This is a genomic window from Tenacibaculum piscium (assembly GCF_021390715.1).
Lineage (GTDB): Bacteria > Bacteroidota > Bacteroidia > Flavobacteriales > Flavobacteriaceae > Polaribacter > Polaribacter piscius.
The window spans coordinates 299,454-313,724 of record NZ_JAJGWT010000003.1 but is presented as its reverse complement, the minus strand read 5'-3'; the positions used below and the strand labels follow the sequence as shown (position 1 = coordinate 313,724).

Sequence of the window (14,271 nt, the reverse complement as noted above, 5' to 3'; positions counted from 1 at the left end):
TCATAATTGACGCAATTCTATCTAAATTAGCAATAACACCAGGCTTAAAAGTAGTTCTTCCTGAGTTAAAGTAAATAGCTCTTGCGMWGTYRTTYNCGCCAGGAGCATTGCAGAGTAGCTACGTTGGGAAGGGATAAGCGCTGAAAGCATATAAGCGCGAAACCCACCACAAGATGAGATTTCTTTAAAGGGTCGTGGAAGATTACCACGTTGATAGGATACAGGTGTAAAGGCAGTAATGTCATAGCCGAGTATTACTAATAACCCATAGGCTTATGTAGAAGTCTTGCGCTCGAAAGGGCGCAAGCACCAACTCTTTTGATTATTTACGATATAATTTTTACCAATATGTTAACTTATACAGTTGAAATATACTGAAACGATTTAAGGTGATTATCGCAATGGGGCTCACCTCTTACCATCCCGAACAGAGAAGTTAAGCCCATTTGCGCCGATGGTACTGCCAATGGTGGGAGAGTAGGTCGTTGCCTTTCTTTGAAACCTCAATCTTTATAGATTGAGGTTTTTTTTGTGCCTTACTTTTTTAGATAAATTCCCTTCTCCCCAAAAAAAAATGTGGTTGATCTGTATAACTACTATCTAAAATCAATTATTTTAATTTTAAGAGCCTGTTTAAATTTTTAAAATAAAAAGAAAAAGGTTTCTGAAATTCTATTAAAATGTTTCTTTTGTGGTTCTCAAAACAAAAAAGATGTATTCAACGAATTTAACAGAAACCCAGTGGCAATATATAAAAATAACCTTAAATTTAGAAGAAAGAAAATGAAAACATAGTTTACGTTCTATTTGGAATGCAATTCATTATCTAATCAAAACAGGCTGTCAATAGCGCTTGCTTCCAAATGATTTCCCAAAGTGGCAACTGGTTTATTACTACTATTCTAAGTGGTCAGGTTTAGAATATTTTGATTTATTATTGAGTAAATTAATAGAAAAAATTCGTTTTAAAAGAGGTCAAAATCCAGCACCTAGTTTAGGTATAATAGATAGTCAAAGTATTCGTTGGGGAAATAATCGTTCTTTAAATGGTTTTGATGGGAATAAAAAGGTAAAAGGCATAAAACGTCATATTGTTGTTGATAAAAATGGATTTCTTTTAGCCGTAATGGTTACGTTTGCCAATGTTCATGATAGTAAAGCTACTTTATTATTGATGAGAATCCTAAAATATTATTTAAGTTCTGTGAAAGTAATCCTTGCCGATGGAGGTTATAGAGGTGAGATGATTGAGCAAATAAAACAGCGGTTTGGCTATGTAATTCAGGTAGTTATGAGGTCTAGCAAAAATAAAAGTAGCTTTAAACCCATTCATAAAAGATGTATTGTAGAAAGAACTTTTTCTTGGTTTGATAACGATAGAAGGCTCTGTCGAAACTATGAATTATTAATGGAATCTTCCGAAAATATCACCAAATTATCCGACATAAAACTATTATTGAATAAAATTTAAACAGGCTCTAAGTGTTATTTTTTTAAAATTATATCAGAATAATATACTTCCTCTATTTTTATACCGTTTTTATTTACTAAATTACTCCTCAAAAAATAGCTTAATCCCCCTAGAACTCAAATAATTTTATGATATTAAAAGGAGCTTTTTATATTGATGAGTTAAATGATTTATTAATAAAACACACTGATAGAAAAACAGTTCTTAATTTCTATAATCAATACACCTATTTTGAGTTAAATAACGCGCCTAAAGTTATAGACTTTGATAATGTAAACCCATTATTAAAGGTTGCTTGGAATATTGTAACAAGAGGAGATGCAACAAGAGCTTCTATAAAAACATCAAACTATTTTACCAATAATTATTTTAAAGAAGTATCAAAACCTATAAATTTTTCAAAAGCTGCTTTATTAGCTTCTTTAAACGTGGATATTTCAGAAGATAATAGTAATTTATCTTATGTTTTATCAAATTTTTCAGATTTAAATAAAGAAAAAGTAAGAGAATATGGAGTGCAAATTGAAAATATATACAATTGCCTAAAAAGTCTTATTGAATTTTCTCAAATACAGAGAGCTATTCTTTTACTTTTAATGTCAGCTCCAAATGAAATATCTTTTTCAATAAATGGAGTTTCAAAAGAGGAAGAAAATCTTGTTATTACCGACTTAAATGATCTATTTAAAAGTTTAAACTCTTTAATAACTAAAGAAGAAATACCTATTCCATTACTTGAAATTGAAAGCGAAAATAATCGTATAATAAGTTTAAATAATGATAATATTTGTGATATATCTATAAAATCATTTGTTGAAAAATCGAATAATCTTGCAAATATAAATGTTTTAACAGATAGAAAAATAAAATATCAATTATTAGGAAAAGTTATTGAACAAGAAATTCAATTAAAAGATAACAATAAAGTTCTTAAACAAACATTTAAATACAAGACTAATAAACAAGAAAAAGGATTAAAGTACATCCTTAATAATCTATTTAGAAAAACAAATTTCAAACCAGGACAAGAAGCTATTATTAATAGAGCTTTAAGGGGAAAAGACGTTATCGGTTTGTTACCTACTGGAGGTGGTAAATCATTAACTTTTCAGATTTGTGCAGTATTACACCCAGGAGTTACAATTGTTGTAGATCCTATTAATTCTCTTATGAAAGATCAATATGATAAATTGATTGAAAATGGAATTACAAAAACAGCATTTATCAATTCCTTTAATACAAAACAAGAAAGAGAAAATAACATCCAAAAACTTACTGAAAGTAGGTTTTTAATTTTGTTTGTGTCGCCTGAAAGATTTCAGATTGAAAATTTTAGAATGGCACTATCCAGTTGTAAAAATCAATCGGTATATTTTAGTTATGCAGTTATTGATGAAGCTCATTGTGTGTCTGAATGGGGGCACGATTTTAGACATGTTTATCTAAATCTTGCTCAAAACCTAAGAAGACATTGTTTTACTAAAAATGAAAGTTTAACAATTTTTGCTTTAACAGCAACAGCTTCTTTTGATGTATTAGCTGATGTTCAAAGAGAATTAAAACTAAAAGAAGATGCTATAATAAGCCTTCCTCCAGAAGCGATAGATAGAAAAGAATTAAACTTCAATATTTTAGCCATAGAGGCAGAAATTGAAGATAGACTTGAGTATTATATTAGAGAAAGGAAATTAGGTTCTTTAAAATATCCCAAAATAAAATCTTTTCTAACTGGTATTCCTGCAAAAATTGAGGAGCTTGAAAAAAAACATGGATGCCTAAATCTAACTCCTCAAAAAGATTTTTATTCGTTAAAGAATGAAGAATATAAAAATGCAGGGGTCATATTTTGCCCTACGAAATCTAATAAACTTCCAAATGGTGTTTTACATTTAAAAAATGGGAAAGAAATTAGCAAAAATTACAATACTAGCCCACCAACAATAACTTATGATAAATCAGGTTTAAATGAATTGCCATTTTTGAGTATTACTACTTTTTTTGGAAATGGAAGTGATGATACAATAAAAGATAGAACTATTGAAACTGAAGCAGAATTTTCTGTGAAAAATCAAGAAATATTCATCCAAAATAAATCTAATTTGATGATAGCCACAAAGGCTTTTGGTATGGGTATTGACAAACCTAATATTCGATTTTCTATTCATTATTCATTACCTAATTCCGTAGAAAGTTTCTATCAAGAAGCAGGAAGAGCGGGGAGAGATGGAAACCTGGCTATTTGTTCCATAATTTATCATAAAAAGGATATCGAAACTAATTATGATTTTTATAAAAATGCCTTTAAAGGAGTTTTACGTGAGCGGGAAATTTTAAATGAATTATTAGAAGAAGTAGAATATGAAGATGGGTTTTTCTTAAATGTTTTAAAAAGAGAAATACAAGACAAATTTCCTGAAGTACACTATATAAATCTTTGGAAAGATAGATACATTTATATAAATGGTCCTTGGAAACAAAATGAAAAGGATAGAATTAAAATTGGTTTGCTTGATTTAAATAGAAATTTAAGAAGTTATGATAATGCTACTCAAAATTTTGATACTACAAAAGCGAATGAAATTTTAAATTTTTCGAGAAAAATTTTAAAAGAAAAATGTCCTAATAGTGATTATTTAGAGTGGTTCAAAACGAAATCGACTGATGGTATAAAAACATTAATTAATAGTAAATCATCTGATGAATATCGTTTAAAAATAGGCTTTACAAATAGTGTGATTTCTAAAATGAATGAAGTTATAAAAGCCATTGGTTATGATAATTTCGAAGAAAGAATAATAAGAGCAGGATACAACTTCAGTACTAATGAGGATGATTTTATAGATAATTTAAGGTATCAGTATTATAAATTTCAAATAAATAAAACTGGAAATGCATCAAAAGAATTTAACCCAAATCCTGACACTACAAAATACTTAAAGGAATATTATACTCGGATTCGTAATTCATCCGACACACAACGGGCAATATACAGAATGAGTGTTGTAGGGATAATTGATGATTATGTAATTGACTATGTAGGTGGCTATATTGAAGTTCGATTTAAAGCAAAAAAAGACAAAGAATATAAAGAAAATTTTAAAAATTATTTAAGGAGATACTTAGGAATTGAAAAAACTAAAACTTGGTTAAATAGAGTTGATGCCCTAAATGAAAATTCTACGCTAAAAAGTGTCTTATATATTTTAGTTGAATTTATAGAGGAGGAAATATCCGATAAAAGAAAACGCTCTATAGATTATATGCAGGAATTATGTGAAGTTTTTCTGACAGAAGGAGAAAGCGAATTTAGAGATAGAATGATAAGATATTTTACATCCAAATATGCAAGAAATGATTACCTCCCTGCCGATACTGAAAAAGGAAAAAAAGAAAATTGTGCTATTGTTAAAAAATACATTAATTATATTGATAGCCCTCCTGATGGTTTGGGCGGACCAATTGATAATGCAAAACATTTAAGAGGGGCTTGTGATAACTTGCGAATAAATATGGTTGATAATGCAAGTATCGATTTATTAACGTCATTTAGTTTATTCGCTCTTGAATTAAAAGAAGGAGATACCATTGAAAGTGCAACAGAAAAACCTTTGGTACAACAAGCTATAAATCTTTACCGTTCAGGGTTTAGGAAAATGCTAAGAATAGACTCTTGGACAGATGTAAAAGAACTAATAGAATTATTTAATTCTGAAGTATTAGACTTCAATTCTGAAATAAAATCTTTACTAAATACCTTATCTTCTGAATTATTAGTGAATAGAACTTCATATAAATTAAAAATACTTTTAGATAAAATCACATAAAATGGATAGTACATTAAAAATACAAGAAGAGTTTGAAGTTCTTGTTTCTGAATTGGAAAAGCTTAGGAATATTAATCAATTAACTACGACAAATACTGAAAATGCTGAAAAAACTATCAATGAAATAGCGTCTTTTGTAAAATCAGTAGATGTATTTAAAAATAGTATTGAAAATAATTATTCTAACACAAAAAAAGAACTTGACAATGCTGTCGTTTCATTTTCAGAATCAATAAGCTCAATCAATAAAAATACCGCTAAGCAATCTGATACTTTTTTAGAATTACTAAAGTCAATTTCTGATAAATTAGCAGCGTCAAATTCAAAAAAAGTAGAAGAATTAAATATAGAAGTAGAAAAATATACAAAATCTCTTTCGGAAATAAAATCTGAAAATACGAATACTATACGTAAATTATCATCGTCATTGTTGAATGATTTAGAAACTCAAAATGTTGATTTTTTCAATAAAATTAATAGTTTAAATATCATTATTAACTCTAATTACAAAAAATTATCAGAAAAACAAGCAATTTTTGAAGATAAAATATTTAAAAAAATAGAAGTAGTAGAAAATATTACCAATAAAGAATCTTTAAAAGTACTAGCAGAAATAGAAAAAATAAGTACTGAAAATACGAATACTATACGTGAATTATCATCTTCATTATTGAATGATTTAAAAGCTCAAAATGTTGATTTTTTCAATAAAATTAATAGTTTAAATATCATTATTAACTCTAATTACAAAAAATTATCAGAAAAACAAGCAATTTTTGAAGATAAAATATTTAAAAAAATAGAAGCAGTAGAAAATATTACCAATAAAGAATCCTTAAAAGTACGAGTAGAAATAGAAAAAATAAGTACTGAGAATAAACAAACTAAAATGATACTAATAATTTCAGTAATTATTATCATTACTTTAATAATAGCACTATTTATTAAAACTACGATATAAGTTAAAAAAATAGACATATTTTTAATTTAAACAGGCTCTTAATTCGTCCAACATTTATCATAAAAAATTAATTTTATTTAGCCTAATTTTGTAAAAAATAAGAAAAATGAATAAAGCTGTTTATATTGCTGCAAGTGAAGCTAATTCAGGTAAATCAATGTTGAGCTTAGGGTTGATGCAATTATTGCTCAGAAAAAAACCTAAGGTTGGATATTTTAGACCGATTATTGATAATCCGATAGCAGGTAAAAAAGACAATCATATAAATACCATTGTTAATTACTTTAATATTAAGTGTGCTTATGATGATTGTTATGCTTTTACACGATCGGAATTAATCAATAAATTAAATGATGACAAACAAGATGAAGTTATCAGTAAAATTATTGAAAAATATAAGGTTTTAGAAGAACAAAATGATTTCGTAATTGTAGAAGGAACTGATTTTTCAGACCATGGAGCAATTATTGAAATGGATTTAAATGTCTTAATTGCTAAAAATCTTGGAATTCCTGTTATTATAATTTCTGGAGGATTAAACAAAACATTAAATGAGTTTATTCAAGGATTACGATTAACATACGATTCTTTTGTGAATAAAGAAGTGAAAGTAATTTCTGTTGTTGCCAATAAAATTGAAGCTTCAAATAGTAAGGTTATCATTAAAGAAGTTGGGAAAAATTTGCCAAAAGATATTGCTATTAATGCAATTCCTATCAATAAAAAATTAAACAATCCTACGGTTAAAGAACTTTCAAAAGCGATTAATGCTAAAATTCTTTTTGGAGAAAAATTCCTAAATAATACTACTGGAGATATAAAAGTAGGAGCAGCACAATTAGCAAATTATTTACATCACTTAACAGCAGATTGCGTCGTTGTAACACCCGCCGATAGAGCAGATATTTTATTAGGAACTCTACAGGCAAATATTTCAACAAATTATCCTGCTATTTCGGGGATTGTTTTAACAGGTGGAATTGCGTTAAATTCATCAATTATTAAGCTAATTAAAGGACTCGAAAAAACCGTACCTATTCTATGGGTAAAAGAAGGAACTTTTGCTGTTACTACAAAATTAGGAAATGTAAGAGCACATATTTATGCCGAAAATATTGATAAAATAAAAATGTCCATCAATATTTTCGAAACTTTTGTTGATGTCGAAACATTAACCGAAAAGTTAAGAACGTATAAAAAAACAGCCATTCTTACGCCGATAATGTTTCAGTATAATTTGTTGAAAAGAGCGAAAGAAGTAAAAAAACATATCGTTTTACCTGAAGGAAATGACGATAGAATTTTAATCGCAGCTTCACAACTTCAAAAAATAGGGGTTGTTAAATTAACTATTTTAGGAAAAAAAGTACTTATAAAAGCGGCAGTAAAACGTTTAAATATTTCTTTTGATTTTGATGAAATTCAAATAATAAATCCTATTGAATCTGATTATTTTGCTGATTTTTCAAATACTTTATACGAGTTAAGAAAACACAAAGGATTAAGCCCTGCGATGGCGGAAGATTTAATGGCAGATGTTTCTTATTTTGGAACGATGATGGTTTATAAAGGCTTGGCTGATGGAATGGTTTCTGGTGCCGCTCATACAACACAACACACCATAAAACCTGCGTTACAGTTCATCAAAACAAAACCTGGATATTCGGTAGTTTCATCAATATTTTTTATGTGTTTAGAAGATAGAGTTTCTATTTTTGGTGATTGTGCAATTAACCCAAATCCGACAGCGGAACAATTAGCAGAAATTGCGATTTCATCCGCAGATTCGAGCATTGCTTTTGGAATTGATCCTAAAATAGCGATGTTATCATATTCTTCAGGAGCTTCAGGAAAAGGAGAAGATGTAGATACGGTTCGAAAAGCTACGGAAATTATCAAACAAAAAAGACCCGATTTAAAAGTAGAAGGTCCTATTCAATATGATGCGGCTGTTGATCCATCTATCGGAAAAAAGAAAATGCCAAATTCAAAAGTTGCAGGACAGGCAAATGTGTTAATTTTTCCTGATTTGAATACGGGAAATAATACGTATAAAGCTGTTCAAAGAGAAACAGGAGCCTTAGCAATTGGTCCAATGTTACAAGGATTAAATAAACCTGTGAACGATTTAAGTAGAGGATGTACGGTAGATGATATTTTTAATACCATCATTTTAACCGCAATTCAAGCACAAGATTCATAAGCTTTATAAAATTTTTAGAATAAAAAAACATGAAAATATTAGTTATAAATTCTGGTAGTTCTTCTATAAAATATCAATTAATTGAAATGCCAACCCAAAAAGTGATTTGTGTAGGTTTAATTGAAAGAATTGGCTTGGAAAAAAGTGTAGTTCACTATAAATCCGAAGAAAATAAAAGTAAAGAAGTTCTTGAAATTAAAAATCATAAAGAAGGATTACAAAAAGTAGTAAACTTATTATTAGATGAAAAAATAGGCGTACTTACAGATACAAATCAAATAAATGTCGTAGCACACAGAGTGGTTCACGGTGGTGATTCCTTCAAAAAAACAGCTATAGCAACATCCGAAGTTAAAAAGAAAATTGAAGATTTATTCTCATTAGCACCGCTTCATAATCCTGCAAATTTAGAAGGAATCAAAGTTGCCGAAACTATTTTTAAAGAGGCAATTCAAGTTGCTTCTTTCGATACGGCATTTCATCAAACGATCCCGATAAAGGCGTATAAATTTGCAATTCCAAATAAATTTTTAACAGAAAATAAAATTCGATTATACGGTTTTCACGGAACAAGTCATAAATATGTTTCTGAAAAAGCCATCGAATATTTACATGAAAAGAATTGTTTACAACAAGAAAAATCTAAAATTATAACTATTCATTTAGGAAATGGCTGTAGTATTACGGCTATTGAAAATGGCATTAGTATCGACCATAGTTTAGGGTTTAGCCCTGTTACAGGTTTAATTATGGGATCTCGTTCGGGCGATATTGATCATTCGTTAATTTTTTATCTGATACATAATTTAGGTTATGACGCCAAACATGTAAGCGATATGTTGCAAAAGGAAAGCGGAATGTTAGGTTTAACAGGTTTGAGCGATTTGCGTGATATTGAAGAAGCGGCAGAAAAAGGCGATAAAAATTGCCAGTTGGCGTTGGATATGAATGCGTATCGAATTAAAAAATATATAGGTTCTTATATTGCGGTGATGAATGGCGTTGATGCGATTGTTTTTACCGCAGGAATTGGTGAAAATTCGGTGATTATTAGAAAATTAGCCTGTACCGATTTGGAATATTTTGGTATTGAATTAGATGAACAAAAAAATGATGTAAAAGCTAGAAAATTAACAGAAATTCATAAAGAAACATCCAAAGTAAAAATATTGGTAATTCCAACCAATGAAGAATTAGAAATAGCAAAACAATCGTATGATTTATTACAATAATAATAATAATAATAAAATGAAATAATAAAATAATGAATTACAAAAACACGTATTTAGTTACGATTCAATATTTAGGTTTTCGTTTTCACGGTTGGCAAAAACAGCCGAATTTAAAAACAGGGCATTTATTTTTAGATAAAACATTAAAATTTATTTTTAAAGGAATCCGTTTGAAAAGTTTGGGCGTTGGAAGAACCGACGCTAGAGTATCGGCGACTCATTTTGCTTTTCAATTATTTATTGATGAAAATGTAGATTTTGAGCAATTTATGATTGATTTTAATGCCAATGCGCCTGGCGATATGCGGGCGTTAAAAATTGAAAATATTGATAAAAAATTCAATATAATTCAGCATCCGAAGATAAAAGAATATCGTTATTATTTTTCGTATGGAGAAAAAAATCATCCGTATGCGGCACCTTTTTTAACCCGTTTTAGAGATGATTTAAACATTGATATTATGAAAGAAGGCGCAATATTATTTGAAGGTTTTCATAATTTTAAACGTTATTGTACAAAACCATCCGAAGAAACTAAAGTAGAAAGAACAATTGAGTATTGTCGAATTGAAAAAAACACCGAATTAACAGCTTCTTTTTTTCCGAAGGAAAGTTTTGTTTTAATTGTTAGGGGCGAAGGTTTTTTAAGAAATCAAATTCGCTTAATTATGGGCGGATTGCACAGTTTAGGAAAAGGAGAATATGATTTAGATTTTATAAAAGACAGTTTAAATCCTGAAACGGATATCGAATTTATTAAAAATATCGCGCCCGCTTCAGGATTACATTTGCATAAACTAGACTTTAAAAATTTAGATGCTGAAAATTAATTTCAGAAATTTAAAATAAAGGTTTCTAAGAGCTTGTTTAAATTTTATTCCAAAATTTTTTGTAACATCAAAATAGTATGGCAAGGGGTTAAAACCCCTTGTTTTAAAATAAAAATGCGTCAAAGGGATTTTATTTCAGTTTCCCATCCTGATTTGCCACAGTTATTCCCTTTTTTATTGTGATTTTCAGCTCCTTTTAACAAGGGGTTTTAACCCCTTGCCGTCATTTTTTGCCACTATATTTTTTCAGATGAAATTTAAACAGTTTCTAATTTAAAGAAGGTTTTATTTTCAGTAAATAAACATTGCTAAGTTTTGAGTTTCTTGTCTTTGGATTTAAAAATTTTAAATTTAGCTTTGTAACTCTAAAGTGATCTACTTGGTATTTTTCATCAATAATAAAACCATCTTTTTGAATAGTTTCTAAAGAAATATTTCGAATCACAAGCCACACTTCTTTATCCAACGCTTTTAATTCTTGCTTGGTAATATGAGGTGTGTTTCTTTGTGTATAAAAATCTAATGTCCAACAAAAATCGTCTTCATATAAAAAAACATCGTCTAAATTTATGCTATCATTTTCATTGATAATTTTCGCTATTTTGATACCGCCCTGATATTGTAATAATTCAGGATAAAAATAAGAATTCAGTATAAAATTGACAAAAACCATCAATAAAACCGAGTTTATGACTATTTTATTGGAAAATTCTTCCTTTTTGAAGATAGTCAATAAAAGAAATAATAATAAAATAAAACTTACCAATATGATTAAAATACTTGGTGTGTTAAAAGTAAAAAATAACAGTAAAATACTGATAATAACAATTAACGATGCTATAAAATAAAGAATACCTATAAAGACTTTTAATGTTTTTTGTTGAGTATCTTTCTTTAAATTGTATAAAATTCCTGCGGTAAAAATAGCCAATAACGGCAATAACGGATTTAAATAATGTGGTAATTTGAATTTTGAAAAACTGATGATAAGAAGTGTTATTAAAACACCTCCGATGGTTAAAAATTCAACTCCAGAAGTATTTTTACACTTGTTTTGTATCCATTTTTTTAATTGATAAAACATGCCGTAATACATTAAAAATGCCCACGGTAAAAAGACCCAAAGTAAGGAATGAAAAAAGAAAAAATAATCGGGGCTACTTTGGTTGAAACCTTTTGCTGTAGCTCTATTTACATTTTGATTCCATAAAATAAATTCAACACCTTCCCAGCCAAATTGAAGATAATACGCATATAAAACAGGCGTAATACTCAAAAAGAAAACTAAAAGAGCCAATAGTATTTTATACGAAAAAAGTGCTTTGTAATTTTTAGTATATATAATATGACTAAAAAGTGAAAAGAGAATAATTGCAACGCCGTAAAAACCTTTTGTTGAAAAGGAAATTCCCATGGCAATTGCTCCTAAAACAATATTTACTGTTTTTTTAGTCGATACATATTCAAATAATTGCCATATCGCAAAAATGGTAGCGCCTGTTAAAACGGCATCTGTACGCACATCATGATTTGCTAAAATAATAGATTGACTTGTTAAAAAAATCAACGAACCGTAATGAGCTACGCTTTTATCATAGAGTTTTTTTGTCAATTGAAAAACGGAATAAGCGCCAATTATTGTCGCCAATATAGACGGAATTCGATATGCCCATTCGTGTAATCCGAAAATTTTAAATGAAAGTCCCGCCAACCAAAAGTGCATGTGAGGTTTGTCTAAATACGGGTTTTCTCCTTTTAATAATTCTGCAAAATTATCTGATAAAAACATGCGCATTCCCATGGTTGCATGTTGTGCAGAATCATTCGCCATTAAAGGAATGAAGATTCCTACAAAATAAACGAGCGCTATTAAAATATATAAATATTTACTATTTTTTTGTTCGTAAAAAAAGTTCATATAGTGATTTTTTATTTTGAAGATATTGTTTTCAAACTAAGTTTATAAAGAATAAAAAATACGCCAACTAAAGAAATTAATGCCGTAATAATATTAAAAGAAAGTCCGATGCTAATGGCAATTGCTTCATCGGTTCCTAAAAAAGTGGAAGCTTTTAAAAATACATATTCTCTCGCACCAAAACCCGCAAACGAAACCACCGAAAGTACCGAAGAAATCAAAAAAGTAAAACAATAACCCAAAATATTGGCAACTTCCAGTTTAAAAGCGTGAATAAAACTAATAATTGTTCCTAATTGAAATAATTGAATTACGATTGAATATAAAAAACTATAGGTATAATAGTCGTTTGTTTTTTTGAAAATTCGTGCTAAAATTATTTTTCCCAAGAAAAATGACAATAAAGAAGCCATAATTCCAACTATCAAAATGAATGAATTGGAGAAAAATAAATAACTCGACATCAATATCAATAAAAATAAAATAGCTAATAAACCAATTAATCGATCAATAAAAACACATTTTGTAAGCTCTTTGGCTTTCCATCCAAACTGTTTATGTAAGATAAATACTTTGTAAGCATCGCCACCAACGCCTCCAGGAATGAAAAAATTATAAAACATTCCAACAAAATAAAGTTTTAAATTGCTGGAATGGTTTAATAAAAAATCATTTTGATGAAAAATATAATTTAATCTAATTGATGATATAAATTGTGAAAAAACAAATAAAACAATTGACAATAAAAGATAAAAAGTATCTGAATTTTTATATAAAGCTAGTATTTGATAAAAATCAATTTTTGTAAACACAAAGTATAAGAGCAAACAACTTACACCAATTTTTGCAATTGTTTTAAAGAGTTTTTTATTCACTGATATGAATTTTTCGGATTGTATAAGGTCGTTTATTTTGCGATTCGTAATAAGTTCTCATTAATAAATCGGCAATAATACCAACGGTAAAAAACTGAATACTGATAACCACAAAAATTACCCCAACAATTAATAAAGGTCGTCCCCAAATATCTTCTCCTAAAAGTTTTAAAATTAGTAAGTAAAAATTAATTCCTAAACCGATAAACATAAAAAATAAGCCAAAATTACCGAATAAATGAATCGGGCGTTGTAGGTATTTTCTTTGGAAGATAATTAAGACAATATCGTTAATTACTTTGATAGTTCTACCTAATCCGTATTTTGAAACACCGTGCATTCTAGCGTGATGTTTTACAGGAACTTGGGCAATTCTAGCGCCGTTTAAATGTGCTAATAAATTAATAAAACGGTGCATTTCACCATATAAATTTAAACTTTTAGCAATGTCTTTCTTGAAAACTTTAATCGCACATCCTTGATCTTTTAAATCTAAACGAGTGGCTTTTCTAATTAAAAAGTTCGCGATTTTTGAAGGAAAAGTTTTAAAAATAGAGTCTTTTCTTTTGGCTCTAATTCCCGTAACAACATCCCAATCTTCACTGTGTGCTTTTTCAATCATCTGCGGAATATCCGAAGGGTCATTTTGCATATCGCCATCGAGAGTAACTACATAATCACCTTTTGCATAGTCAAAACCTGCGGCTAGCGCTAAACTTTGCCCGTAGTTTTTACGAAGTTCAATAAGAACTACGTTTGGGTTTTTCATACTGTTGATGTTTTTCTTGGTGTTATCCGTAGAAAAATCATCAATAAAAATTATTTCATAATCAAAACCTTTTAAACCATTAATTACACCTTCTGTTAAAGGAATTACATTGTCTTCCTCATTATATACGGGGATAAGTACAGAGATATAACCATAGTTTTTTTTGTCAACTAGCATAGATAATTATT

At 28.7% G+C, this 14,271-nt stretch carries 9 protein-coding genes and 2 rRNA genes; 8 read left to right on the top strand and 3 right to left on the bottom strand.

Going from position 1 to position 14,271, the window contains the following annotated elements; genetic code table 11:
- From L0U77_RS05160 to L0U77_RS05125, 8 genes are all read left to right on the top strand, one after another.
- Positions 1-281 (top strand): 23S ribosomal RNA (locus L0U77_RS05160); the annotation flags it as partial.
- A 104-nt stretch (positions 282-385) separates the two neighbouring features.
- Positions 386-494, top strand: a 5S ribosomal RNA gene (gene rrf / locus L0U77_RS05155).
- Positions 495-853: 359 nt separating this feature from the next.
- Complete coding sequence (locus tag L0U77_RS05150; protein ID WP_233900825.1) at positions 854-1,471, top strand: IS5 family transposase; 618 nt, start codon at positions 854-856, stop codon at positions 1,469-1,471.
- 128 nt (positions 1,472-1,599) lie between these two features.
- Complete coding sequence (locus L0U77_RS05145) at positions 1,600-5,295, top strand: DEAD/DEAH box helicase (RefSeq protein WP_233900824.1); 3,696 nt, start codon at positions 1,600-1,602, stop codon at positions 5,293-5,295.
- Position 5,296: 1 nt separating this feature from the next.
- Positions 5,297-6,256: a hypothetical protein gene (locus L0U77_RS05140; protein WP_233900823.1), complete on the top strand. Its 960-nt coding sequence runs from the start codon at positions 5,297-5,299 to the stop codon at positions 6,254-6,256.
- Between the two features lie 106 nt (positions 6,257-6,362).
- Positions 6,363-8,459, top strand: a complete 2,097-nt coding sequence (pta, locus tag L0U77_RS05135; protein ID WP_233897315.1) for a phosphate acetyltransferase — start codon at positions 6,363-6,365, stop codon at positions 8,457-8,459.
- A 29-nt stretch (positions 8,460-8,488) separates the two neighbouring features.
- A complete protein-coding gene (locus tag L0U77_RS05130; RefSeq protein ID WP_233897316.1) occupies positions 8,489-9,691 on the top strand; it encodes an acetate/propionate family kinase in 1,203 nt (400 codons plus the stop codon).
- Positions 9,692-9,723: 32 nt separating this feature from the next.
- Positions 9,724-10,521: a tRNA pseudouridine synthase A gene (locus L0U77_RS05125; protein ID WP_233897317.1), complete on the top strand. Its 798-nt coding sequence runs from the start codon at positions 9,724-9,726 to the stop codon at positions 10,519-10,521.
- Between the two features lie 268 nt (positions 10,522-10,789).
- Here L0U77_RS05125 and L0U77_RS05120 read toward each other — a convergent pair whose 3' ends face one another.
- From L0U77_RS05120 to L0U77_RS05110, 3 genes are read right to left on the bottom strand one after another with little or no spacing between them, the layout of a single operon-like run.
- A complete protein-coding gene (locus L0U77_RS05120; protein WP_233897318.1) occupies positions 10,790-12,439 on the bottom strand; it encodes an ArnT family glycosyltransferase in 1,650 nt (549 codons plus the stop codon).
- Between the two features lie 11 nt (positions 12,440-12,450).
- Positions 12,451-13,314: a lysylphosphatidylglycerol synthase transmembrane domain-containing protein gene (locus tag L0U77_RS05115; protein ID WP_317207463.1), complete on the bottom strand. Its 864-nt coding sequence runs from the start codon at positions 13,312-13,314 to the stop codon at positions 12,451-12,453.
- A complete protein-coding gene (locus L0U77_RS05110) occupies positions 13,307-14,260 on the bottom strand; it encodes a glycosyltransferase family 2 protein (RefSeq protein ID WP_233897319.1) in 954 nt (317 codons plus the stop codon). The genes L0U77_RS05115 and L0U77_RS05110 overlap by 8 nt, the downstream gene beginning before the upstream one ends.
- Positions 14,261-14,271 lie beyond the last annotated feature (11 nt).

What these genes read in the sequence shown, in the direction of transcription:
- L0U77_RS05145 (WP_233900824.1), top strand. Translation starts at nt 1,600, where the DNA reads ATGATATTAAAAGGAGCTTTTTATATTGATGAGTTAAATGATTTATTA.
- L0U77_RS05140 (WP_233900823.1), top strand. Translation starts at nt 5,297, where the DNA reads ATGGATAGTACATTAAAAATACAAGAAGAGTTTGAAGTTCTTGTTTCT.
- pta (WP_233897315.1), top strand. Translation starts at nt 6,363, where the DNA reads ATGAATAAAGCTGTTTATATTGCTGCAAGTGAAGCTAATTCAGGTAAA.
- L0U77_RS05130 (WP_233897316.1), top strand. Translation starts at nt 8,489, where the DNA reads ATGAAAATATTAGTTATAAATTCTGGTAGTTCTTCTATAAAATATCAA.
- L0U77_RS05125 (WP_233897317.1), top strand. Translation starts at nt 9,724, where the DNA reads ATGAATTACAAAAACACGTATTTAGTTACGATTCAATATTTAGGTTTT.
- L0U77_RS05120 (WP_233897318.1), bottom strand. Translation starts at nt 12,439, where the DNA reads ATGAACTTTTTTTACGAACAAAAAAATAGTAAATATTTATATATTTTA.
- L0U77_RS05110 (WP_233897319.1), bottom strand. Translation starts at nt 14,260, where the DNA reads ATGCTAGTTGACAAAAAAAACTATGGTTATATCTCTGTACTTATCCCC.